Genomic DNA, 22,394 nt, shown 5'->3' on the forward strand with positions numbered 1-22,394 from the left:
CGCCGCCGCTGCGGGGCGTCCGGTCTGGTCGCCGAACGTGCGTCCCCAGGATTTGGCCATCTGTCGCGCCCCAGGCTCGTCGCGCGGATCTGGCCTGCGGCGCCCAACTCGGTCGAGCGCGCCGTCGCCAATCCGCTCCCAATTGCGGGGGCGCTCCTCGTCGACCCTCTCGCTTATCAAAGGCTCTAGCCGAGCGTCGCAGGAATGCCTTTCCCTTTCAGGTCGTTGTTTCGCAATCGGGACACTTTCGAAACCCGGATACCGGGCCTGTGGTCTGCTGTTGCAATAATGTTAAAATGTCCGCGTGGCGATGTTGAACTCCGGCCCGATCTCACGCACCCGGGCCGTCTCTGACCGGGCCCGTGGTGAAAACGAACCGTGGTCGCTGGCGGCGTCCGCGGCTGAACCCGCCCCCGCGCGGGAGGCCGTATGACGAAGGCTGCACCCAGGGAAGAGCGGCGATCTGACGGGTGCCTACATCTCATCTTGGGTGCCCAACTCGACGACCTGCGCCGGCGGGATCCGATAGTAGTTTAGGGAGCGCACGGCGTTGCGCGCCATGAAGGCGTAGAGCGGCTCCTGTCGCCGTACCGACGGCACCGGCAGCCCCTCCAGTGGGTTGTGTTGACCTGAACCGGAGGAGGCAGGTGATGGTCATGGACCCAGGGCTTGGGCAGGTCGAAGCGCCGCTCGCGACCGCGCTCGGAGTGTTCCGCATTGCCCTCGTGACCTTCGCCCGGGAGGTCGCCAATCGTGATCCGCAGCTCGCCACCCAGGCCTTCGAGGCGGCGCGGGCGGCTGTGGAGGCCCGGCTCGGCGGTGGTCCAAATGGGTCTGAGAGCGCGGACGTGGTCGGCCGCGAGGCGGCCATGCGCAATGCCCTTCGGATTCAGCTTCGCAAGGTGATGATTGCCGCGAAGGCCGCGATCGATGAGCAGGCGGGTGATGAGCCTCTCGACGCTGGTGGTTGACGGTCGGCCCCCTCAACACGGCTCTGAAATCCGACTCTCGGTGCTCTTTGAGCGGCACCGAAGCGCCCAGCGGCCGCGAGGCCGGATTGTTCTCGCGTCAATGCAAAGGCGCTAGCGCGACGATCCTGGGTGGTGACAACTCCGCGCGCTGAAGCAGGCGGCTTCTCGGGACAGCTATGCGGCAACCCGCTGGCTCATGTCCCGAGGGCCGTGTCCCGGCCCGAACGCCCGCTGATGCACGACCGTCGCTGCGGCAACATCCCGGTCCAGAACGATCAGGTTGTTAAGTCCCAAGTCGATCCCGACCATACCGGTGCCGCAGGTCTCTGCGAACTCGGCCTCAACGCTGAAGACAGCGTACCATCGGCCCTGCTGGCAGGTTAGGATCACTGTACCGAGCTTAGCGTCCGGCGGCAGATCGCGCTGCTAGACCACCTTGATCCCGCCGGGTGACCCGACGACCCCAATTTGCCGATCCCTCTTGATCGTCAGCCCATCGCCGAGGCGGAACGTGGCCGCGTGGTAGCGTGCGGACGTCCGGAAGTGTGGGAAGCCGTGCCCGCGTCGGAAGAACGCCGCATAGGTCTGGTCCAATCGCCGGAGGCCCTGTTGCAGGGCAGAGAACGACCAACGACCCAGACCATCCGGATCCGCCGTACGGCACGCTTTCATTTCGGCCGCCTGATGCCCGTAGCGCAGGCTGATGCCACGGCGGTAGGCTTCGATGCGCTGTTGCAGGCCCGCGTTGGACAGCCCGCAGAAATCGCGCAACATCGCATGGAGGGCTGCAGCCTGCACGCGGTCGGGTCGAAGGCGATACATGTAACTGCGGACCTGCATCCAGACCGTTTGTACGCGATACGTTCTCTCCGTCAACGACACAGCACGGCTGGCTCGCATCCCCCCGTCAGCTCAAGCAGACGGTCCCCTGCGAGATTGCTATGGAAGCCAGGGGCGCCTCCAGGCGGCAAACCAGGCCGGTTGGTGCGTAGGTGAGTTCAACCTCGCCGCCGACCTCAGTCGTGAAGCTGCGCTCGATTAGGCGCGAGCCGAACCCTCGACGGGTTGGCTGGCCGACAATGGGCGGACCATCCTGCTCGGACCACGTCAGGTAGAAGAGGGGAGCTGCCTCGTCGTGGACCACGTCCCAACGCAGATCCACAACGCCACTCTCGTTCGAGAGCGCACCATACTTAGCGGCGTTGGTCGCGAGCTCGTGCAGCGCCAGCGATATGGACAGGGCGGCACTGGCGCCCAGCAACACGTTGGGCCCGCTGAGCCGAATCCTCAAGGTTTCGGCTCGACGGTCCACACAGAGCGCACTCTCGATCACCTCGATGATCGGTGCCGCGGTCCAGCTCGCCTGGGTCAAGATGTCATGCGCCCGCCCGAGCGAGACTAGCCGAGCGACGAAGGCTTCGCGCGCCGTGGCGAGATCTGTCGCTCCGCGCAGGGTCTGGCTGGCGACCGCTTGGACCAGCGCCAACGTGTTCTTCACCCGGTGCTGGAGTTCGCCCGTGAGCAGGCGCTGGTGTTCTTCCGCCCGTTTGCGTTCGGTCATGTCGAGCATGGCTCCGATCATCCGCACCGGCTTACCCTCCGCGTCGCGGAGTACGTAGCCGCGGTCGAGGATGTCCCCGTAGGAACCGTCAGCACGCAGGAACCGGTACTCGGCGCTCCAATGGTCGATACCACCGTGGATGACGGCGGAGATGCCGGCCTCGACCCGCTCGCGGTCGTCAGAATGAATGTGCGTCTTCCACCAGTGGCTGTTCTGAGCGATCGCGTCGGGCGCATAGCCGAACAGCGTCTGCACGGCCTCGTTCCAGCGGACGTGGTCGGTGCCCAGGTCCCAATCCCAGATCCCATCGTTGGTGGCGCGGGCGGCCAAGCGGTACCGCTCCTCCGTCTCGCGCAGCTCCTGCTCGGCCCGACGGCTGTCGGTAGTGTCGAGGACCGTGCCGATGAAGCGGACGGCACGCCCTTGGTCGAAATACGCTTGGCCTCTGGCTGCCAGCCAACGCTCCACCCCGTCGCTCAAGCCGATGGTGCGGTAGGCGATGTCGTAAGAGCCGTCGCCGGCAGGATCGAGGGCGGTCTTGACCGCCTCCTCGACCCGAGCGCGGTCCTCCGGGTGGAGACCTTTTAGAAATACGTCGTAGCTCACGGGCACGTCCGGCGGTAACCCGAACAGGGCACGGGTGCGGTCGTCCCACTCCAGCGCACCAGTGCCGAGATCGTAGTCGAAGACGCCCGTGCCGGTGGCCGCGATCGCCAGGCGCAGCTGTTCCCGCGTCTTGCGAAGATCCGCCTCGGCCTGCTTGCGTTCGTGGATATCGATGGCGATGCCGATCCAGCTCCCCACCAAGCCGGCCGCGTCTCGCACGGGTCTGCCGCGTGCCAGGAACCAGCGGTACTGGCCGTCGCTGGCCCGGCGAAACGGAATCTCGATCTCGTAGTGGTCCCCGGTCGCGATCGCCTGCTTCCAGACGTCAAGAATCCGCACGCGGTGATCCGGGTGGATCACGCTGGTCCAGCTGTCATCACTGGTGTCAGCGGGAGTCAAGCCGGTGAATTCGTACCACGTCGAGTTGCAGTAAGTGATGTGCCCGGTGGCATCGCCGAACCAGACCACCTGCGGGCTGACCTCCACGAGCGATTGGAACCGCAGCTCGCTGGCGTTCCGCTCGGCCGCGTCCACACGCTGCTGAGTTCGGTCGCGGAGGATCTTCATGAAGCCCCGAACCTCGCCGCTCGCGGTCTTGAGGGGCATCATTTCGCCCCGCGCCCAGAACCGCTCGCCGGTCTTGCGCAGGTGCCAGCGCTCACCCGGCGCGCTGCCGTTCTCCAGCGCCAGGCCCATCTCGATCTCGGGCCGGCTGCCGGCACGGTCTTCGGGCGTGAAGAACCGATGGGCTGGGCTGCCCAGCATTTCGTCCTCGCGCCACCCGAGGATCCGTTCGGCGCCGGCGTTCCAGCGCGTCACCCGGCCCGTGCGGTCCGTCGCAACGATCGCGTAGTCGGACGCGCTCTCCAGGACCCGGTTCTGCAGCGCCTTCTCCGCCTGCTGGATGCGCCCGGCGCGACGCAGCTCCAGTTGCGTCATGGTTTGGCGGGCGAGGCGCTGTAGGCCGGCCTGCTGCCGCTCCGTGAGCCGGCGGGGCCGGGTGTCGAGCACGCACACCGTGCCGATCGCTAGCCCGTCCGCGGTCCTGAGCGGGGCGCCCGCATAGAAGCGCAAGCTTGGCGCAGCCGACACGAACGGGTCGTCGGCAAAGCGTGGATCCTTCGTCGCGTCGGTGACGGCGAGGACCTCACCCTGCAAAATCGCTTGGTGGCAGAACGCGGACTCGAGCTTGATTCCACGCTCGCCCAGACCGACTTCAGCCTTGAGGAACTGCCGGCCGTCGCCGATGAAGTTCACGACCGCGATCGGCGTGCGGCAGATTTCGGCCGCTAGTTCAGCGATGTCGTCGAAGTCCTGCTCACGTGGCGTGTGGAGGATGTCGTAGCTCTCGAGCGCCTGAAGGCGCCGGCTCTCATCGCTCAGGGGCTCATCCGGCTCGCTGATCGCGGCTCGTCCGGATGGTTGGAACTCTCCCATTCCGTCGCCGTCGTCTCAGACAGCGTGACACATCGGGGTACTCTCGGAAGGCGCCGGACGCAGCGACACCAGGGTCCCGCCCGCGCTGTAGACGGCGCCCAACACGCGCTCGAAATGCCGCTTGACCGCGCCGTGGCACTCGCAGCTTGCCGCTTCTAACGCCGGGCGGCTCACGATCACGATGCGCCCGCGCCGGATCTGGATCAGGCCCTGCTGCTGCAGGGTGCGGAGCGCGCGCGACAGGTAGGAGCGCTGGACGCCTAGAAGTTCGGCCAACACCTCGTGCGTGATCGGCAGGACGTTGGTGCCGACGCGATCCTGAAGGCTCAAGAGCCAGCGGGCACAACGGGCCTCAATCGTGTGGCTGGCATTGCAGGCGACGGACTGCAGCACCTGGGCGAGCAGGCAATCGGAGTAGCGGGTGATCATGTTGCGCAGGCCAGGCGAGGTCTGCTTGATTCGCTGGAGGACCGTGGCGTCGATGCGCAGGACGGAGCCGGGGACCTGCACCATCGCGCGGCTGAATGCGGGCAGCGAACCCTGGCTGACCACGCCGCCGATCGCGCCCTCACGCCCAACCGTGGCGGTCTCGACCGCACGTCCATCTCGCAGCCCCACGACGAGGGCGGCCACGCACTGGTCCAGAGGAAACGACACGAAGCAGACGTCCTCGCCGGCCTCAAACAGCACGTCGCCGCGCGCATAGGCCTTCAGCTCCAGGTGCGGCTTGATCAGGGCCTGATCGGGCACGCGTAGGGCGCTGAGAAGCAGGTTGCCGCTGAGCAGTGCGTCAATCTCGGCCAGCATGGGGCAGCGACGGGTCATTCCAGATGAGCGCCCGCGAGATCTACCGCAACGCTTATGCCCTGTCTGGTCACAAGTACCCCAATAGCTGGGAGATCGGCGTCATTCATCGGCTTGGCGCCGGCCGACGGCGGCGTACCTCGAACCCTGCAACTATGTGCGGCTTGAGAGCTTCTAGGTCCGTACCCATCCGCGTTCCCAACTCGCATGTGATGCCCCGCTACTTCATCGACTATCACGACGGACACGTGTGCCTGCCTGACGATGAAGGGCAGTGCTACGAGAACCTCCATGCTGCCCGGGATGCAGCTATTGCGGCTCTGCCGGACATGGGGCGCGATCCTCCGCCCGCTGACGGGCGGCGCGCGTTCACGGCCTATGTGAGGGATGAAGCTGGCGCCGTGCTGTGCACCGTATCGCTCCATCTGGATGCAGAGTGTCATCACGACCGCCCGGGTCAGAGCGCTTGAGAGCCAGGTCAGTGGCGCGCCCTTACAGTTCGAACAGCGAGACCGCCGCGAGCCTGCGCTTCAGTAGAATCGGGCGACGGTCGCGACCGGGTGCTGGTCCTATGCTGCGTGGACGTTGCAAACGCCGTGATCACCGCGGTGTCACGCAAGCGGCCTAGACCGTCGCGATTTCAGACGTCGGCCGGAAACCGAATGCCTTCACCCGGGTTAATGCAGACCCGGACAAAAAGGGGCCGCCCCAAAGAGCGGCCCGAAGTCTAGGGAGGAAACGCCCTCACGGGCTGCAGCGCAGCACGCCGTGCTGCGCTGCATCGTGTAAACGGCGTGGCCGGGATCGTGTTCCGCGCAGGTTTACTTGAACATGGAGCCGCCCGCGCATCGCCGAGCGCGCCTTGCGTGGCACACGCTCAGCGGTGTCGTCGCACAATCTCGGCGATTGCAATGCCGAGGGTCGCCGGTCCCCGCAAGGTAGCCCGACAGCGGTAGAGCTGCGGAGCGTTCTGAAACGGCGAAAGCGACGGCGCGGCGGGCTCGCGTCTTCTCACGATCCGTCCCGCGATCGTTCGGCCGGCACGGCGGAAGCCACCGTTCGCGCGAGGGGATAGCCGGCGTGGCTCGATCCTGCTGGCAGTGCGCGGGGCAGTGTATCTGCATCGGCCCAGGGCGCTGCTAGCGAACGGCAGGAGCAATCCTACAAATCAGTCGGAATTTCGCGGGTTTTCCGTCTCAAGAGCCACGGCTATCGATTGTTCTTCCCACTTCTAACTCTCTCGCGGTTCCACAATGTGCAGCGCGTCGACTGCCGGTAGGTCAGCTTCGTCCTCTTAGCGGCTGCTTTCATACCGCAGACAGGCGCGTCGGCCCTACTCAGCGACGTGAAATCCGCTGTCCATCGGTTCGGAACAGGGTAGCGGATCGACCGCAGCGCACTGATCCTTTCCTCGCGCTTTCCGATCCTGTTCTTTGGCAGAATCTGCTGACCGAGCAACGCGCGACACCTCCGACTCCATGGCGCTGCACATCTGCTACGGCCACAGCTTCAGCAGCACCTGAGATGCCGGATGTGCTGAGCATGGCCGAGCGCCTGATAGCTGATCGGTGCGAGAAGATATCAACCCCCAAAGCGAGCGAAGCAGCATCCGCCAAACTACAGCCTTCCGGAAACAACTATAATTATGACCTTGTCGTGGATGTACATTCTAAAAACAAATCAATTCTAAATCCCGGAAAGACAGGATAAATAACACGTGACCAAATTCACGATCTCCATCGATCCGTCTCACAGGGCTGGCGTCAACAGCATCGCAGACCGTCTGGAGGCTGAAGGGCTTCGGGAGGTAAAAATTTTCCCAAAATTCAATGAAATCGTTGGCTGTGCAAGCGTAGGGGTAGAAAAGGCCCTTGCATCCGTCGACGGCGTGCAGACCGTTCGATGGTCGGAAGAATTTATCCTTCGAAACGAGCATCTATGACCGACGTCAAGCCCCCAGGATCGGCTCCGTCAAAGGCGTCACGGGCTCAGCAACCTTGAACGCCGGACGCTTATGTTGCGCTAGTCTCGGTAGTCGAGGCTCAGTGTTGATTCGCGCCGTGCTCGCCGCAAAGGGGCGGCGACGCGCTCGATAGGGCCGCGATCCGATGGCCTGCGAGTTAAGCGGGTGCGATCGTATAATTCTACGAGAGGAGGTCGATATGTGCGATCCGTTCCCGGGCTAGGTGAACCGCCGCGAAGGGCACTCACGCGGTGGACGTAGTGCGCCTCGGATCGGCTCTGCCGACCGGCTCGACAAGCTGAGACTCTCGACACTCGGATAGAGTATGCTGTACGCGCTTGCTCGAACTCCGGAACGCCTCGATAGCCCGCAGTGCCGGTTCTAAAGGGCATTCGGCTCGAGGAGGCGCGGGATCTGCCTCAATGAGCAGGCTAGCGGCAGGAAGACTGGTTGCTCTGAGCTTCAGTGCACGTGCACCTGTCTCTGGCAGGTTGGTAGCCATTTTCCGCTCAGCCGCGATCGGAAGCTGACGGTTTTCGAGCTGGCATCGAACTTGAGCTCAGTCGCATCCGTTCGGTTTGCCGTCGTGTCCTCCGGTAGCGGCGCGACCGAGCACACCCTGTCGCGAACCGTCTGGACGACCTTTCCGTCTCGCAGGACGTCGACCCGCACCGGGCAGATCGCCGGCTCCGCGGCCGCATTGCGGTCGTTGGCTCCCATGGCGCAGATGCCGCCGGTAAAGGCGACGCTCACGAGGTACGTCGTGCCCTTCGCCTCAAAGCGCGCGGCGTGGATTTGGTAGAACGGCTTGTCTACCAACTCACGCTGCCACAGCGGCACGACGGTCGGAGTGAACGCGGAAGGATGCCGCAGGTCGGAATAGGTCAGCTTCTGCCAGGCTGTCTCGGCCTGTGCCGTGCCGAGGCCCGCGCAGCAGGCGAGCATCATCGCTGCGACGACGCGCTTGGTCATGTCGATCTCTCTATCCAAGGGGTATTCGGGTTGCGGCGAACCGTTCGGCGGTCAGGCGAAGATCGTCATGAGCTGCCGGTTGATCAGGGCTTCCAGGGCTCGGCCGATGCGGCTGCGCCGCACATGGCGCTCAATCTCCAACACGGCGCAGAGGCCGATCCAAGCGATGACGCCACCGATCAGGTGTGGCAGCCACTGCTTGGCCATCAGGTACACGACGAACCCGAAGAACCCGTAGACGGCGAAGCCGAAGACCCCGAATAGCAGCGCTGGAACGAGCGCGAGGACGAAGCCCTTCATGACTGCCGACACGCAGTGGCCGATGACCGCAAGAGCGAAGTGTCCCAGGCCGGCGACCAGACCAAGTTGTCAGCCGCCGCCAGCATAGGTGTCGACGAAGGCGCTCCACCGATCCGAATCATAGACGTCGATCGTGCGCCGGTTGGCGTCGTAGTACAGGGTCTCAGCTTAGTAGGCGTTCTGCGCATCGACGAGGCCGATCGGCAGCCGTCCGGTCCGCGAGTCGAGCATGCCGAGCACGACCCCGACAGCGAGCCCATCACCGGCAAGGCGGTACTGTCGCCCGGTGAACGCAAGCACGGCGTCGTAATGCTGCAGGCCAGGGGCGCTGCGGTCCAAGGGTTGAAGCAACATCGGTTGCGACCGTCAGAATCGAGGGGAAGGCGGCAGGTGGTCCATCACGGGGCGGCGGCGTAGGTCACCGCCAAGTAAGTCCGTCGCGCGCTCGAACACCGAGCCGACGTCGTGGCGATATCGAATCCCGTGCCAATCAGTTCGCCGGCGCTACGAGGGGCATCGAAGAGGAAGAAGGCCGCCGCCCCGGCCAACCCGAGGCTGACGGCGGCGTTCGCAGTCTCATGTCCCTGGGTCAGGTAGGCCATCGTCGCGAACGGCCCGTCGAGGCCGGGCAGGCTGGGCAGGCCGACAACCCGCCAGACCCAAACGCCGTCGGCGCGTGTCTCAGGGATCAGCGTTCCGATCAGCACCGGCTCGTCACGACCAAGAGGTGTGATCTGGATGCGCGTGCGGGACCAGAACAGCCACGACGTGATTCGCCGGAACGCGACCTGGACACCGTTAATTGCGGCAGCGGCGACGATTGCGCGGGGATCGGCGAAGGTCACGCGTCCATCGGGTGTCGTCAGGCCGAGCATGCCGTCGCCGACAACGTCGTCGACGTGGACCGCCGCGAGTGCCGCCCGGGCGCGGCGGACGCCGACCTGCCTCTCCCCTTCACGGCAGGCGTCGCCGGCCGCCCGCATCGGGTCAAATCGCTACCGATGGCTCGCCGCGAACATCATCGGCGCAACTCAGGTGTCCGCATTCTGTTCGACAACGTGGGCTGGTTCGCTTACATCCCCGGCTTGCACGCCGGGGCCTCTCGCACACACCAGGTAACGATCACGCGGCCCTGGCGGTGACCTTCTCGAATGCTCCCGTTGCAATCTGATCGTCTAGCTGCGCCCTAAAATCTGCGATGCCGAGGACTTGCGCCGTGTTTCCGGCCGCATCAAGGAACTCGTAAAGTACGTCTTTGATGTTGCGATTGCTGAAAAACACGATGGCATCTTCGTCCCCGCCGCCTTCTGTGTGCGGTTCACCGTCGGCGACGCCGGACACGAAGCTGCCAGGATAGCGGATCTCCTTAAGTTCGCCGTCGGGACGATAGAAGCGAAGCTCTCCCTGCATCACGAGGGTGTTGTATGGGCACCTGTGTTGATGCAACATCACACGCTTATTGGCCGCGAATTTGAAGATCACATCGACAATACGGTTTTCTTCATCGACTTTGTAGACAAAAAACGCGATGTTTTCGAGCCAGTCAAGAGTGCGCCAAGTAATATCGCTGTCATCAAATCTGAACGGTGTCATGGTAGATCCTTTGTTGCTTGTCGTTCCCGCTTGGGTGTTGGTGCTCGGTGCAGGACGTTGCTTTTATCTTGCGCACCATCTAGCACCCAAGATCCGGGGTGCGACGGTGCAGGAACATCGCTCTCCGGGCTCGGCGACGTCGGTCGGCCCTTGAACGCCAAGGTTCTTGATCGGGAGGCCGTACACCGTCGCCTTCGGAGACGCATGCGGCAACTCCGATATGAGAATAGCAGCATGACTTGCCGGCATGAGTATGTCGTCACCGATCCGAGCGGCTGCTCCGGTCGCCGTTGCCGGAAGTCATGCCGCTGGCCGGCGGCAAATTATTCTTCACGAGGTACTTCACCCCGTGCTCGAAGGAGGCGTCGTTATCGCCGCGAATATCGACGCTGTAGGCCTTCTCGGCCGCGTCACTTCTCAGATCCTTCACATAGAGGTTGATGTTGAGGATGAGATTCGAGACCTTCTGGATTTCTCCGGTGATCGCGACGTCAGCTCCGAGCGTGCGAGCGTAATCCTCGGCACAGCCGCCGCATCTGCGTAGCTCGGCTCCCTTGGCGATCTCGTCCTTCACGGGGCCGGTCGAGACGATCTCGTAGCGGCCGGAGTTCTTCAGCAGGCCGCGCAGCAGATCGCTGATCGGTCCGAGGCGGGCTATATCCGCCTCGGTCGGACCTTGTGCGCCCAAGTTGGCGAGCTGGAAGTCGAAGACCGCTGCTTTAGGTGGGTCGGCTCGCGCGGTCGCAGCGCTGAGCAGCACTGCAGACAGCGGGATCGCGAGACGTGTGAGGACCCGCATGGTCGCTCCTCCAGGGTTTCTGCGAGCGTGCGAAGCACGAGCTGGTGTGGTGCATCGAGGCTAACGCGGCCCGCAGAGCACCGACACAGCGCATTGCCCGCTGTTCCCTGGGCAAATCGCACGGGATTGCTCGCGCTCCTATCCAGGACGCCCAAACCCCTCTTATGCTTCGCTGGACGGGAGGGAAGGAATGATCAGTGCCGGTGCCGAGATGGCAGCGCCTGCGAGAGCGCGACGTGAACTGAACCTCAAATGGGCCCTTGTCCGCCGGATCGTCGCGGTCGCGGTACTGTGCGTGATCGGGGCAACTGTCATCGTTCTGAACAACGTCGCCGTCGAGGCCAGGCGCGAGAACGACGAGATCGCGGGGACGGTCGAGAAGCAGCTGCAGTTGCAACTCTTCCGCATCGACACGGCCTTGGATCGTGCCGACCGTTTCCCGGACTGGGAGGCGGTGATCGGGCAGCCGTTGCGTTCGGGCCAATGCGTCCGCTTGATCCAGGCCGACACGCAACGCACCAACTCCAACTGCGTCGGCGTCGAGGAGCGTGGGCTGGCGCCGGCTTGGTTCGTGCATGCCTATCGATTGCTGTTCCTCAGCCAATCGAACGCGGTGCGGCTGCTCGTGCATCGCGGCGTGGAGAGGGGGCGTATCGAGGCAACGACGGATCCAAACGCCGTGACGCGACAGGCATGGGGCGAGCTGTCACGCATACTCGCACTCCTGGCTGCGCTTATCGCACTGCTCTGCTTCCTCGCCTTCGTGGTCGTCGGGCATGCCTTGCGTCCGACCGACCAGATACTCGCCGGCATCAATCGCCTAGCCCAGGGTGACCTGTCATGCCGGCTGCCGCCTTTCCACCTCAGCGAGCTCCAACGCATCTCGGAGGTGTTCAATGAGATGGCCGAGCGCCTGCAGACCGCCACAGAGGAACGAGCGGACCTTTCCCGCAAGCTCGTCGACGCCCAGGAGCGCGAACGCAGCCATATCGCGCGTGAATTGCACGACGACGTCGCCCAGCGGCTGACCGCGCTCACTTTTCTTGCTCGGTCCATCAAGGACGGCATTGGCACGATGGCCCCGGACGTTGCGGCTGAGAGCACCGAATTGGTCGCCTTGGCCGCCGGTACAATGCGGGCGCTGCGCGACACGCTTACCCATCTGAGGCCCCCAGAGATCGACGACCTTGGCCTTCTCGGCAGCCTGGAGGATTTGGTCACCGGCCATAACCAGCAGTCAGGAGGACGGATCAGCTTCACCCTTCGGACGGACGGCCATCTGGATGCGCTTCCGGCTGAGACCGCGGCGCACATCTACCGGATCGTCCAAGAAGGCCTCAACAATGCGGTCCGCCATGCCGACGCCCAAAACGTTGATGTCGTCCTGTCCGCAGGTCCGAACGGCGAGATATATCTAACGGTCACCGATGACGGTCGCGGTACGACACCCGAGACCGTGCGGCATCCGGGAGCCGGTATCGGTCTGATTGGCATGCGAGAACGCGTCTACGCGCTGAGCGGCCGGATGACGACGGAAACCAGCGCTGCGTGTGGGTTTCGATTGCGGATCAGCTTCCCGACCGAGCTTGTTGTACGGGTTGCGTCATGACTGGGAAGCGCATTCGGGTGATGGTTGTCGACGACCACGCCGTCGTTCGGGAAGGTTACCGCCGCTTGCTCGAGAAGCAGCCCGACGTCGAGGTGATCGCGGAGGCTGGGGACGCGGCCTCGGCCTACCACCAGTTTCGAGCCACCGCTCCAGATGTCGTGATCATGGACATCAGCATGCCGGGTCGGGGCGGCATCGATGCCATCCGCCAGATCCGGCAAACGGATTCGACTGCGCGCATCCTCGTGTTCAGCATGCACGCGACCGTCAGCTATGCCGTCCAGGCCATCCGCGCCGGCGCACGTGGATATATCACGAAGAGCAGCGCCTCAGACCTGATGGTCGAAGCGGTGCGCAGCGTATCCCAGAACAAGCTGACCCTTTGTGCGGAGATTTCGGAAGCCCTGGCGACGAGCCGCTTAGAGGAAAACGCGGACGCTCTCGATCAGCTGTCGCCCCGTGAATTCGAGGTGCTGCGGATGATTATCGACGCCAAATCCACCGAAGAAATTGCCACCGCGTTCCATCTCACTCCCAAAACGGTCGCGAACTACCACTACGCCATCAAATCTAAGCTCGGCGTTTCGTCGGACATTGACCTTGTATATTTCTGTATGCGCAATGGCATGGTCACGCCTCTAGCGAACTGTTGAAGAAGGCGGCTGTCGATCGGCGATGGAGGCGATCTTGTCGCCGCGGCGGAAGCCGCCCTCTGCCCTGAAATGTCCGCGGACCATAGCCACGACCAGCAACTTCAATCGTGCTGCGAGCACTCCGGGCCCTCAATCCAGGGATAACGCACCGCGTGGAGTTGCAGACTGCGATCACGCCTTTCGCTCCCGAGGTCGGATCCTCGTCTCACCGACGTCTCCTCCGTCGACAAGGATAAGCCGACCGGCGTCGGTGATGCGCACGCTGCCCCTAAACTTTGATCCCATCTCGGCCCAGCCGCGCGCCACGAGTGTCGGCACGAAGAGTTCATCGCCGCAGCGCACCTGCCGCGCTTGCCCGAGGTGAGCCAGATCAACGAACTCCGCCTCGGGCGCAAGCGCCAAGACTGAGAGCAGGCGGATCTGTGCGGCGTGTGGTCTGCTCACAAGGGCACTCTCCCGCGCGTTAAGGGCGGCAGCGATCGAGGTTACAGCACCGGGTGCAGGTATCTATCCGGGTCGGCAGCGTTCACGCCTTAATGGTTCCAGAGTCGTAGATTGACGCTTGTAAGTCATCGGAAATCATTGAGGCCCCGATCTTCAGGTCGGGGAGGCTGCGCGTCTGCGCAGCGTGAATAGTTGGTGAGATGCGCGCCCGGTGATAGGAACAGACCGTGACCGTAGCCAGCGGCTTCCGCTAAAAGCTGGGACCGCCGCCCGAGCAGGAGGCCCGGTTCCGGCAGTTCGCGGGCGTGTGTCGCTTCGTCTACAATCTCGGCCTGGAGCAGAAGGCGACCTGGGGTCGGGAGCACCGGCTCGGCTACGTCGCTCAAGCCGCCGACCTCACAAAGCTGCGCGCCGAGTTCGACCGGGTATGGGCCGTCTACGTCTCGTGCCGGCAGCAGGCCCTGCGCGACTTCGACCGTGCTTTCGGCAACTTCTTCACGGGCCGGGCGAGCTTCCCTCAGCCCCGCAGGCGCGGCGTGGACGACAGCTTCCGCTTCCCTGGCCGCGAGGTCGCGGTGAAGCCCCTGAACGGCAAGTGGAGCGCCGTGCGCCTGCCGAAGATCGGCTGGGTCAAGTTCCGCGACACGCGGCCGATGCGCGGCGACCTGAAGAATGTGAGCGACCGCCTTGATGCCTCGGGCTGGTACGTCGCCTTCACCTACGAGATCGCGCACGACGCGCCCGCGCCGGGCTCTGGGGTGGTCGGCATCGACCGGGGCGTGGTTACAACGCTCGTTTTGTCCCCGGGCGACATGCTGATCATGCCGAGGAGCCTGGGGCGGATCGAGGCCTGCAAGCGCAACGCACAGCGCATCCTCGCCCGGCGTAAGCGTAGATCGAACTGAAAGCGGCGAGCGCAGGCCCGTGTCGCGCGGCTCCAAGCGCGGCAGGCGCGCATCCGGCGCGACTTCCACCAACGCACTGCTCTCGACATCGCCGAGCGCTTCAGCGTCGCTGTACTTGAGGGCCTGAACACGCGTGGCATGACCGCCAGCGCGCGGCGTACCTTTGTAGAGCCCGGCCGCAACGTCCGCTAGAAGGTTGGGCTGAACAGGGGCATCCTCAACGTGGGCTGGCACCTCTTCGCGACGATCCTTACCTACAAAATGGAAGAGCGCGGCGGTCAGGTGGTCACTGTGCCCGCTCGATTCACGTCGCAGACCTGCGCGGCGTGCGGTGTGGTCGATGCCGGAAGCCGCGACCGTGAGAGCCAAGCGCGCTTCAACTGCATCAGCTGCGGCCACACCGATCACGCCGACATCAACGCGGCGATCAACATCAAACGGCGGTGGAGCACACCGTTGCTGGAAGTGGAGGGTATGCATCGGCAGCCCTCTGAAGCGTCAGCGGGACGAGATCTCGCGATCTCAGAAAATCCCCGTCCTTCAGGGCGAGGAAGATGTTAACGCTCGTAGACCGCGAACTTGGCCTACAACCCGATTCAGTCGCTGGAGGAGCGGTTTCCGCTCCTCCTCCGTTCGGCGCAGTTCGATCCGGCCATTGATGATTCTACCGTTTGCCATCAGACCTCCTCGCGCGCCGACCACGTCGGCTCCGGCTGGAGTGACGTCCGCGGGGTGTGAGGAACGGAGTGAAGGACAGAACCGTTCGCAGTGAGGCCTTAGCCGTGCCGAGGCTTTGGAGGCCGATCTTAAGCGATCTGCTGGGACTGGGCCCCGCTGTCGGGCCGTGCCGGGCCGAGCACCGGCTCCTCGCCCATGGGCTGGTTCTGGACCACGCTGAACTCGCCCTTGCCGTCGAGGGACGGGCCCTGCGTCCAGCGGCCGGCCGGGGGCGGCGAGCCGTCCGCCGACGTCGAGAAGAAGTTGTAGTTGAACTTCTGGTTCTCCTCGCTCTGCGGGAAGGAGTTCGGGATCGGCAGCGTGCCCGCGTGCCCTCCGAGTTCCTCGATCACCGACAGCCATTGCTGCTGGTGCATCGTGTCCCGGGCGATGAGGAAGCTCCACATGTCGCGCATGCCGGCATCGTTGGTGGCGTTGTAGAGCCGGACCGCCAGGATCCGTCCGGTCGCCTCGGCGGCGACGTTGCAGTACATGTCGGCCGCGATGTTGCCGCTGGCGTAGATGTGGCTCATGTCGAAGGGCAGGCCGTCGGAATTGCCCGGGAACGCCGCCATGCCGGTGGACAGCAGCGTCTTGTGCAGCATGCCTTCGGCGATGTGGCGCGGGTTCTCGCCGCCCATCACGGCTCCGACGAGTGCGTCGGCGGCCCCGGCCTCCTGCACCTTGGTCGGCGCGGTCTCGAGGTTCATCGCGACGGCGGTCGCGAGCATCTCGATATGCCCGATCTCCTCGGTCGCGGTGTTGAGCAGCATGTCACGGTACTTCGTGGTCGGAGCGCGGTTGCCCCAGGCCTGGAAGAAGTACTGGAAGCAGACCCGGATCTCGCCCTCGATCCCGCCGATCGCCTGCTGGAGCATGCGGGCATAGATCGGGTCCGGGCTGTCGACCTTGACCGGGTACTGAAGTCGCTTGTCGTGATAGTACATCGTTGAACTCTCCAGGTTCCAGGAAACGAACCGCAAGTCTGTCAGATTTATCGGAATGAGAACCGGATTATAAATCGGGAACTAGAACGAATTGCTTCGTCCTGATCGCTTGCTAACTGCCGTACTGGACGAATGTTCAACGCCGCGCGGCCTCCTCGGGTAGGGGCGATACGACGAAGACGCTCGACGTCGTCTGGCCCGTGCACGGCCAGTACCGCACCCCTCACGCCGCAAGCTCCTGTTTCAGCGAGGTACATTGAGCCAAACTTAACGCGGCTCACAGGCATTGACCTTCGCCCCTAACGAAAGTGAGTCGCGGTGGATCGGTCCCATCGCGGGAGGTGCGGCGGCACTCTTTCGTTTCCGGAACAAATAGTTGACCGGAAGGTTGATGGCCTGTAATCTGGCCGCGCAGCCAAAGGCTCTCCTCAGCGCTGAAAGCGATCCAATGTCGATGCTCAACCAAATTGATCGGATGATCTGGCCCATCGTTCCGCTTCCGGAAGGCTCGAGGATTGATAGTAAGGTTGATCGCTGTGTCACGGCGTCGATCGATGGCGGTCTGGACGCCCTGCTCGCGGCCGATGGTCGCCTGCTCGTGGAGGAGGCGCGGCTTGCGAAGGGGCTGCATGATAAGATCGTGGCTACTGCCCCGGAGATCGTGCAAGATCCGACTTACATCGCGGGGCGTCTCGGCTCACTCGCGGATATGCTCGGATTGGCTGCTGAACGCTGCGCTCCATCCGAGTTCGAAACCGTCCTGCGGCAGGACCGCTTTCAGGGTCTGCTGAGCGCGCTCTTTGAGGACGCCGTTCGAAACGTCGATCTTGCTGCTAGGTTGAACGAGAGCGAAGAAAGCATATGCCGGAAGTTAAAGGAGCTCAGATCAATCGGAGCGGTGGCGGGTAACAAACAAGGTCGAGAAGTCGTCAACGTTCTGCTTCCGGCAGCGCGTGCTTTCTTGATCGCAGAGTGGAACTCCGCTCCTGGAGCAGACGAAGCTCCCTTTGATTTAGATGTGTATCAAGGGCTCGATATCGCGCAGGTCGAGGAGTTCTTCGGCGGCGAAGCGGAAGCCGCAACCCCATCGACTGTCCCGCGCCTTGGCTTGGCAGATCTCGACCCTGATGAATATGAGGGAAGTCACTCTTACGCAGAAGCGGCTTAATCGATGGCTGGGAGCGAGAAGATCGGAAAAATCGCGACGTTCTATTCGTTCAAGGGCGGCGGCGGACGCAGCATGGCGCTGGCGAATGTCGCCTGGGCTCTGGCCTCGAACGGGTGGAACGTTCTGGCGATCGATTGGGATCTCGAGGCTCCTGGCCTTCATCGTTATTTCCATCCTTTCCTGGCCGATCCGGAGCAAGTTCGGTCGCGTGGGCTCGTCGATCGTCTCTGGCAATACGCGAGAGCTATCGGAAGCTCCGGTGAGGCTCCGGAGGAAACGATCGACCGTCTGTCGGACTGCTCCGACATCGTACAGCATCTCGCGCTCCCACATGCCGCGAGAGGCAAGCTCGGCTTCATCGGCTCAGGGCGTCAAGATGAAGAATACACCCAGAAGGTAGGAGCGTTCGAGTGGGGAGCGTTCTACAAGCGTTTCGCTGGTGGACAATACTTCGACGCCTTTGGTCGGTGGGCGAGAAAATCGTTCGACATCGTTCTGATCGACAGCCGCACAGGCGTCTCTGACAGTGCGGGCGTGTGCACGGTTCAATTGCCAGATCTGCTGGTTTTGACGTTCGTCTACAATCGACAAAGCATTGATGGAACGGCAGCTGTCGCGCGATCGATTCACCGGCAGCGCACGCAGTTGCGGCGTCCCATCCGCTTCTTTCCCACGCCAACGCGCGTCGAGGACAAGAGCGAGGCGGCGCACGCGAGGCGTCATGCCGTCCACCGCATGCGGAAGCTCTTCAACCGAAGTGTCGAGGATCTCGATCGGGAGTTGCGGCTCAACGAAATTCGCCATTATCCCTGGTGCGCTTTCGAAGAGAAGCTTGCCGTTTTCGAGGAGGATCCGGCCGAGCGCGGCTCACTGTTGCAAGAGATGCACGGTCTCGCGTCACGGCTCGTTGACGGCGACATAGGGCCTGTGCGGGTCGACGGTGAGGAAATGGCTCGCCTCTGGCGCCGCGCGGCGTTCACTGATCCCCGGTTGGCAGACCTGCTCATCGTTCGCGACCAGTCGCTGAGCGAGGCGGCTCCCGTCCTGACGACCTGGCTTGAAGAGGCCCTGATCAACGACGACGACCGAACGGATTGGCGATCGGCTCTGGCTGCAGCCTGTGTCGAGATCTCGCAACTGCATGCCGGCGGGGCATTCGGCGTTGAAGTCGAGGCGCTCTCGAAAGGCGGCGTCGACTTGGCGCGTCGTTTGGCTCAAAAGGTTGGTGATCCAGATGCAGATCTTACGGCGGAGCTTGGACGCCTCCTGTTGGTCCGCGCGAACTTCCTCCAGGCTCAGGCGCGATCCGATGAGGCATTGGACGCTTTGGCGGAGGCCACGACGTACTTCCGTAAAGGCGACCACGCCAACGGACTGCAGCTAGCTCGTGCGCTCGAGTGGCAGGCTGGTGTTCTCCAGCGTACGAGAGCCTATGAAACCGCAATCTCTGTCTGGACGGACGCTGGAAAGACTTACGACCGGCTCAGCGAAAGTGAGCCGCGCCGGTTCGAGGATGTCGCCCGAACCTTCATCGGGCTTGCGGCCAGTTACAGCGAGATCGGGGCGCCCTCGAGAGCCGTCGAGGCCTGCCGCAGAGCCGTAGAGGCACTCGATCGTGCGGCCGCCGAGGGTGTAGCGGTTGTCCCCTCTACCTGGGCGGCGGCTCTTGTCGCCTATGGACGGTGTCTCCTTGAGGCTGGCCACCTCAAAGATGCGGAAATTGCCGTCGCGCGCGCAGCTCAGCACTTCGAGGACAAGCTAGAGAGCTCGCAACTGCGGGCCAGCATGGCCGAGGTTTTTGCTCTGCAAGGTGAGATTCTCAAGACTCAGGGGTATTGCGAGGAGGCGCTCCAAGTGGTCGAGCGCGCAATCGCGCTTCTCAGTTCCGCCTCGTCCGAGGCACAGCGACATGGATCACTGACCGCCGTTCCGATGGGCGGGACAGCAAGCCGCCTTCGTATTTTGCGCGCCGAGCTTCTCCTCGCCCGGGGGGATCACGCCGGAGCTGCGGAAGTTTCTGGGTTCGCACTCCATCACTCGGGCATCGCCGATGTGGGGCGCTTCCGCCTTCGCCTTTCAGAGGTGTCGCTTCTGGCGAGCATGGCCCTCGAAGACGCGCGAGCTGTGGATGAAGCGGCCGGGCAGATGTACTACGAGATCACACGCGGCAGCGACGATGAGATCCCGGAGCGCTCACGTCAGGCGCTGCAAGCCTACGTCACGTGGAGCTTAGACCGAGGGCGCCAACCGTTCCCGACCTTGAAGCCGGTCGTTGCGAACCGGTTCATCGACTCACTGCCTTCGCGGGAAGTCTGAGTCGAATGGGCGGGCGGAACTCAGGTGACGAGTGCTCAACATGCTGACCCAGGAGCTGCTCGGTCCACATCTGCAAGGTCTGGGCGATCTCTTCGCGCTCCTGTGGCAGGTCGTCGTCCCGCACACGGGTGTGCTCCACACGGTACCGTGGCGGGGACGGGCGGCGGCGGAGTACGCGCCGCTTGCGGCCGCTGCGCGCCAGTATCGCGGAACAGGAACGCCCGACGTCTTCATCCGGTATCTTCTCGGTGAGCCGGTCGCGTTCCACACGGAGATCGCGCCAGCGGCCGAGGCCGAACGAGCATTCACGATCATGCTGGTGATCGACCTCCTGGCCCACGACGTTCACCCGGCGTCTGTCGTCATCTCCGCCTCCTCGCGCGCCCCTGCCCCATGCAGGGCCGCCAGTCAGCTTCGCCAAAGACGCTGGATCGACGGGCACTACGGTGGCGGTATCGCAGGAACCGGCCGTGTCGTTCCGAAGGGGCCGATCTACCGGCGCCTCCTCGACGAGGACGAGATGGCGAGTGGAGACCGGCTGGACACTCAGTTCACGTCGCTGGCGCTTCTCGAGGTAGGCGCTGGCCAGTACACAATCAATATCGAGGCGGTCGCACCTAAGGACTTTCCAGCTGGTCACGATCCCGCCGACGCCGCAGCTCCGAGCATTGGCATAGCGCCCGTCGCGGAGGACCGGGACGATCTCGCCTTCGACGCCGTGCTGCGGCAGGGACGCCCGTTCCTCGACGCTCGACCGAGAGATCCGGGAGAGCTCGCCGCGCGGACGGTGGCCGTGGTTCGGGCACTCGGGTCCGCAGACATCGTGCTGCTCCCTGAGCTGTGCGTGAGCGCCGATGCCGTCGTGGCCGTCATGGAAGACCTCGTCGCAGCGGCTGGCCTGAGTGGGGCGCCAGCGCCCAGACTGATCGCGCTGGGTTCTGGGCTGAGCGCGCAGTGCTGCCCCACGACGAGCCGGCCATACAACGAGTGCAGCATCGTCGATGCGAACGGCCGCGTTCTTTGGAAACAGCGCAAGCTCAATCATTTCAGGATGGGCGAGCAGCGGATGGGGGAATGCAACATCCTCACGGCAGTCGCGCGCCCCCATGCAGAGGACGTAGCGACTGGCACCGTCCTGCAGGTCCGTGACCTGCCACACTTCGGGCGAGTCATGGTCTTGATCTGCGAGGATCTCGAACAGCGTGCGCCCGGTGGCGACGCCGCGTACGCTCTCCGACCCGACTGGATTCTGACGCCTGTGCTCGACGTCGCACAATCGGCCGGCCGATGGACACATCAGCGTGCAATCGAGATCGCTCGCCTCAGTGGCACACGTATTCTCGTCTCGAACTCGGCGACGCTCGCAGTCCGGCAGGCGAATGGCCGAACAGTCGGAGATGTTGCCGCGAGCAGCGTGGGGATCGGACTTTGTATCGATATGACCGAGTCACGCCGAATGAAGGTCGTCACCCTAGCGGATTGCACCATATCGCCGATCTCGGCCCAGTTTGACTGGGATCCTACCTCATGGGATCGCTGGACCATTGTCGTCCGTTGACATCGTCCTCACCTTACAGGCCGAGGAAGACGCCAAATCATGCCGATGTGCGTGCCTCAGGCTGTCGTTGTCGGTCCCCACGCCCAGGCCGAGATTCAACGCGATGGTCGCCACCATGAGCAACAGCATGGTCAGACCCGGCCTTTGACACTCCTCCTGAAGGAGGAGGTCCTGCGATGGGCTCGACAATGGGGATCCGGACATCAAAGCGCATGCTCAGGCCGTTTTAACGCGAGCCAAGAATGTGTTGACAGACTTTGGCAGGCTTTCTGAATGACGGGTCAGGTCACGCGCCGCGCTCGGGACGCGGGCGGCTGCCACCTCCGTCTGACCCGCGCCGTCCTGAACGCGATTGATGCTACAGGTCACATGCTCGCTGCCCTGCGCAGCTTCCGAAACGTTGCGGGCAATCTCGCGGGTGGCTGCACTCTGCTGCTCGACAGCCGCGGCGATCGCCGTGGAGATGCTTGAGATCTCACCCATTGTACTGGTGAGGCGATCGCGGACACCGCCTCGTGCGTCGTGGTTTGAACCTGCTCGATGTGACTGGCGATCTCCTCTGTGGCACGCGACGTTTGGCTTGCTAGCGCCTCGACCTCGGTAGCGACCACCGCGAAGCCACGCGCAGCCTCAATCGTCGCATTCAGAGCTAGCAAATTGGTCTGCTTCGCAATGCCTGAACCGCCCCGGGATTTTCGGAGGCTCCAACTCTTGAGTATCCGTGTTGGTCAAGTGTGGTTTGGAGCCCAGGGCCGATTGTCCCTGATGAGGGCGTTTGCCATGACGATGAGCCTGCGCATGATGGCCACAAGAGCGACCTTTTTCTGCTTTCCGGCGGCGGTCAGCCGATCATAGATAAGCTTGAGGTCCACGTTGAAGCGCGCGGCAACGATGGCGGGAAAGTAGAGCGCTTGGCGTAGCGCGGCCCGCCCACCTTGAATCCGCTCCTTGCCTTGCCATCGCCCTGATTGTTGCGAGACAGGAGCAAGTCCGGCCAGGCTGGCGGCCTGCTTGCCTTCCAGTTCGCCGAGTTCCGGCATGTCGATGGTAAGCGTAACGGCGGTGACCTCG

Annotated in this window: 24 protein-coding genes; 10 read left to right on the forward strand and 14 right to left on the reverse strand. The window is 63.6% G+C overall.

Annotated features, from left to right (window positions below; translation table 11 throughout):
- Window positions 1–474: 474 nt before the first annotated feature.
- Window positions 475–600: a KUP/HAK/KT family potassium transporter gene (locus BM396_RS33670; protein WP_274925975.1), complete on the reverse strand. Its 126-nt coding sequence runs from the start codon at window positions 598–600 to the stop codon at window positions 475–477.
- A 47-nt stretch (window positions 601–647) separates the two neighbouring features.
- Between BM396_RS33670 and BM396_RS16095 the strand changes: the two genes are divergently transcribed.
- A complete protein-coding gene (locus tag BM396_RS16095; protein ID WP_139239494.1) occupies window positions 648–971 on the forward strand; it encodes a hypothetical protein in 324 nt (107 codons plus the stop codon).
- 426 nt (window positions 972–1,397) lie between these two features.
- Here the strand turns inward: BM396_RS16095 and BM396_RS16100 are convergent, their stop codons facing one another.
- From BM396_RS16100 to BM396_RS16110, 3 genes are all read right to left on the reverse strand, one after another.
- A complete protein-coding gene (locus tag BM396_RS16100) occupies window positions 1,398–1,811 on the reverse strand; it encodes a hypothetical protein (RefSeq protein ID WP_244538882.1) in 414 nt (137 codons plus the stop codon).
- Window positions 1,812–1,878: 67 nt separating this feature from the next.
- Complete coding sequence (locus BM396_RS16105; RefSeq protein WP_081948598.1) at window positions 1,879–4,575, reverse strand: PAS domain S-box protein; 2,697 nt, start codon at window positions 4,573–4,575, stop codon at window positions 1,879–1,881.
- Window positions 4,576–4,590: 15 nt separating this feature from the next.
- Complete coding sequence (locus tag BM396_RS16110) at window positions 4,591–5,382, reverse strand: Crp/Fnr family transcriptional regulator (RefSeq protein ID WP_043380972.1); 792 nt, start codon at window positions 5,380–5,382, stop codon at window positions 4,591–4,593.
- A 23-nt stretch (window positions 5,383–5,405) separates the two neighbouring features.
- Here BM396_RS16110 and BM396_RS33340 point away from each other — a divergent pair, with 23 nt between their 5' ends.
- Together BM396_RS33340 and BM396_RS32205 are read left to right on the forward strand one after the other, a co-directional pair.
- Window positions 5,406–5,849, forward strand: coding sequence for a DUF6894 family protein (locus BM396_RS33340; protein ID WP_244538883.1), 444 nt, complete (start codon window positions 5,406–5,408; stop codon window positions 5,847–5,849).
- A 1,247-nt stretch (window positions 5,850–7,096) separates the two neighbouring features.
- Window positions 7,097–7,321, forward strand: a complete 225-nt coding sequence (locus BM396_RS32205; RefSeq protein WP_139239495.1) for a hypothetical protein — start codon at window positions 7,097–7,099, stop codon at window positions 7,319–7,321.
- A 483-nt stretch (window positions 7,322–7,804) separates the two neighbouring features.
- On the opposite strand, the gene BM396_RS16120 is transcribed toward BM396_RS32205, so the two are convergent.
- From BM396_RS16120 to BM396_RS16140, 6 genes are all read right to left on the reverse strand, one after another.
- Complete coding sequence (locus BM396_RS16120; protein WP_043380974.1) at window positions 7,805–8,314, reverse strand: hypothetical protein; 510 nt, start codon at window positions 8,312–8,314, stop codon at window positions 7,805–7,807.
- A gap of 51 nt (window positions 8,315–8,365) precedes the next feature.
- Window positions 8,366–8,614, reverse strand: a complete 249-nt coding sequence (locus tag BM396_RS16125; RefSeq protein WP_053622175.1) for a hypothetical protein — start codon at window positions 8,612–8,614, stop codon at window positions 8,366–8,368.
- Window positions 8,615–8,782: 168 nt separating this feature from the next.
- A complete protein-coding gene (locus BM396_RS32210; protein ID WP_053622176.1) occupies window positions 8,783–8,968 on the reverse strand; it encodes a hypothetical protein in 186 nt (61 codons plus the stop codon).
- Between the two features lie 44 nt (window positions 8,969–9,012).
- Window positions 9,013–9,597, reverse strand: coding sequence for a hypothetical protein (locus tag BM396_RS16130; RefSeq protein ID WP_043380978.1), 585 nt, complete (start codon window positions 9,595–9,597; stop codon window positions 9,013–9,015).
- A gap of 139 nt (window positions 9,598–9,736) precedes the next feature.
- Window positions 9,737–10,207 (reverse strand): cupin domain-containing protein, encoded by a 471-nt coding sequence (locus BM396_RS16135; protein ID WP_043380981.1) that lies wholly within the window; start codon window positions 10,205–10,207, stop codon window positions 9,737–9,739.
- 259 nt (window positions 10,208–10,466) lie between these two features.
- A complete protein-coding gene (locus tag BM396_RS16140) occupies window positions 10,467–11,006 on the reverse strand; it encodes a DUF3280 domain-containing protein (protein ID WP_051975989.1) in 540 nt (179 codons plus the stop codon).
- Between the two features lie 190 nt (window positions 11,007–11,196).
- On the opposite strand from BM396_RS16140, the gene BM396_RS16145 reads away from it, so the two are divergent.
- From BM396_RS16145 to BM396_RS16165, 4 genes are all read left to right on the forward strand, one after another.
- Entirely contained in the window at window positions 11,197–12,615 is a 1,419-nt protein-coding gene (locus tag BM396_RS16145) for a HAMP domain-containing sensor histidine kinase (protein ID WP_051975990.1), read from the forward strand.
- Window positions 12,612–13,268 (forward strand): response regulator, encoded by a 657-nt coding sequence (locus BM396_RS16150; protein ID WP_043380983.1) that lies wholly within the window; start codon window positions 12,612–12,614, stop codon window positions 13,266–13,268. Before BM396_RS16145 ends, BM396_RS16150 begins: the two co-directional genes overlap by 4 nt.
- Before the next feature lie 701 nt (window positions 13,269–13,969).
- Window positions 13,970–14,617: an RNA-guided endonuclease InsQ/TnpB family protein gene (locus tag BM396_RS16160; protein ID WP_081948600.1), complete on the forward strand. Its 648-nt coding sequence runs from the start codon at window positions 13,970–13,972 to the stop codon at window positions 14,615–14,617.
- 222 nt (window positions 14,618–14,839) lie between these two features.
- Window positions 14,840–15,178 (forward strand): zinc ribbon domain-containing protein, encoded by a 339-nt coding sequence (locus BM396_RS16165; protein WP_081948601.1) that lies wholly within the window; start codon window positions 14,840–14,842, stop codon window positions 15,176–15,178.
- Window positions 15,179–15,423: 245 nt separating this feature from the next.
- Here the strand turns inward: BM396_RS16165 and BM396_RS16170 are convergent, their stop codons facing one another.
- Complete coding sequence (locus BM396_RS16170; protein ID WP_043380988.1) at window positions 15,424–16,281, reverse strand: manganese catalase family protein; 858 nt, start codon at window positions 16,279–16,281, stop codon at window positions 15,424–15,426.
- 391 nt (window positions 16,282–16,672) lie between these two features.
- Here BM396_RS16170 and BM396_RS32215 point away from each other — a divergent pair, with 391 nt between their 5' ends.
- The 3 genes from BM396_RS32215 to BM396_RS16180 are packed head-to-tail and all read left to right on the forward strand — an operon-like array spanning window position 16,673 to window position 21,323.
- The gene (locus BM396_RS32215; protein ID WP_139239496.1) at window positions 16,673–17,449 is read left to right on the forward strand and encodes a hypothetical protein; all 777 of its coding nucleotides are present in this window, start codon (window positions 16,673–16,675) and stop codon (window positions 17,447–17,449) included.
- A gap of 3 nt (window positions 17,450–17,452) precedes the next feature.
- Window positions 17,453–19,765, forward strand: a complete 2,313-nt coding sequence (locus BM396_RS16175) for a KGGVGR-motif variant AAA ATPase (protein WP_043380990.1) — start codon at window positions 17,453–17,455, stop codon at window positions 19,763–19,765.
- A gap of 40 nt (window positions 19,766–19,805) precedes the next feature.
- Window positions 19,806–21,323 carry a carbon-nitrogen hydrolase family protein gene (locus tag BM396_RS16180; protein ID WP_139239497.1) on the forward strand — a complete coding sequence of 506 codons (1,518 nt, stop codon included), beginning with the start codon at window positions 19,806–19,808 and terminating at the stop codon, window positions 21,321–21,323.
- A gap of 216 nt (window positions 21,324–21,539) precedes the next feature.
- Here BM396_RS16180 and BM396_RS33795 read toward each other — a convergent pair whose 3' ends face one another.
- From BM396_RS33795 to BM396_RS16190, 3 genes are all read right to left on the reverse strand, one after another.
- The gene (locus BM396_RS33795) at window positions 21,540–21,806 is read right to left on the reverse strand and encodes a hypothetical protein (RefSeq protein ID WP_139239498.1); all 267 of its coding nucleotides are present in this window, start codon (window positions 21,804–21,806) and stop codon (window positions 21,540–21,542) included.
- Complete coding sequence (locus tag BM396_RS33800) at window positions 21,689–21,979, reverse strand: methyl-accepting chemotaxis protein (protein WP_342462078.1); 291 nt, start codon at window positions 21,977–21,979, stop codon at window positions 21,689–21,691. The genes BM396_RS33795 and BM396_RS33800 overlap by 118 nt, the downstream gene beginning before the upstream one ends.
- Window positions 21,980–22,051: 72 nt before the next feature.
- Window positions 22,052–22,394 (reverse strand): transposase (locus BM396_RS16190; protein ID WP_139239499.1); only part of this gene is annotated, 343 nt, incomplete at its 5' end.

The organism is Methylobacterium sp. UNCCL125 (assembly GCF_900116795.1).
GTDB lineage: Bacteria > Pseudomonadota > Alphaproteobacteria > Rhizobiales > Beijerinckiaceae > Methylobacterium > Methylobacterium fujisawaense.

Bases quoted from the DNA above. Each gene is read 5' to 3' on its own strand.
- BM396_RS16110 (WP_043380972.1), bottom strand. From the start codon at position 5,382: ATGCTGGCCGAGATTGACGCACTGCTCAGCGGCAACCTGCTTCTCAGC.
- BM396_RS33795 (WP_139239498.1), bottom strand. From the start codon at position 21,806: ATGGGTGAGATCTCAAGCATCTCCACGGCGATCGCCGCGGCTGTCGAG.
- BM396_RS16145 (WP_051975990.1), top strand. From the start codon at position 11,197: ATGATCAGTGCCGGTGCCGAGATGGCAGCGCCTGCGAGAGCGCGACGT.
- BM396_RS16180 (WP_139239497.1), top strand. From the start codon at position 19,806: ATGCTGACCCAGGAGCTGCTCGGTCCACATCTGCAAGGTCTGGGCGAT.
- BM396_RS16130 (WP_043380978.1), bottom strand. From the start codon at position 9,597: ATGCGGGCGGCCGGCGACGCCTGCCGTGAAGGGGAGAGGCAGGTCGGC.
- BM396_RS16100 (WP_244538882.1), bottom strand. From the start codon at position 1,811: ATGCAGGTCCGCAGTTACATGTATCGCCTTCGACCCGACCGCGTGCAG.
- BM396_RS33340 (WP_244538883.1), top strand. From the start codon at position 5,406: ATGAGCGCCCGCGAGATCTACCGCAACGCTTATGCCCTGTCTGGTCAC.
- BM396_RS32215 (WP_139239496.1), top strand. From the start codon at position 16,673: ATGGCCTGTAATCTGGCCGCGCAGCCAAAGGCTCTCCTCAGCGCTGAA.
- BM396_RS16135 (WP_043380981.1), bottom strand. From the start codon at position 10,207: ATGACACCGTTCAGATTTGATGACAGCGATATTACTTGGCGCACTCTT.
- BM396_RS16120 (WP_043380974.1), bottom strand. From the start codon at position 8,314: ATGACCAAGCGCGTCGTCGCAGCGATGATGCTCGCCTGCTGCGCGGGC.
- BM396_RS16170 (WP_043380988.1), bottom strand. From the start codon at position 16,281: ATGTACTATCACGACAAGCGACTTCAGTACCCGGTCAAGGTCGACAGC.
- BM396_RS16150 (WP_043380983.1), top strand. From the start codon at position 12,612: ATGACTGGGAAGCGCATTCGGGTGATGGTTGTCGACGACCACGCCGTC.
- BM396_RS32210 (WP_053622176.1), bottom strand. From the start codon at position 8,968: ATGTTGCTTCAACCCTTGGACCGCAGCGCCCCTGGCCTGCAGCATTAC.
- BM396_RS16140 (WP_051975989.1), bottom strand. From the start codon at position 11,006: ATGCGGGTCCTCACACGTCTCGCGATCCCGCTGTCTGCAGTGCTGCTC.
- BM396_RS16125 (WP_053622175.1), bottom strand. From the start codon at position 8,614: ATGAAGGGCTTCGTCCTCGCGCTCGTTCCAGCGCTGCTATTCGGGGTC.
- BM396_RS16175 (WP_043380990.1), top strand. From the start codon at position 17,453: ATGGCTGGGAGCGAGAAGATCGGAAAAATCGCGACGTTCTATTCGTTC.
- BM396_RS16105 (WP_081948598.1), bottom strand. From the start codon at position 4,575: ATGGGAGAGTTCCAACCATCCGGACGAGCCGCGATCAGCGAGCCGGAT.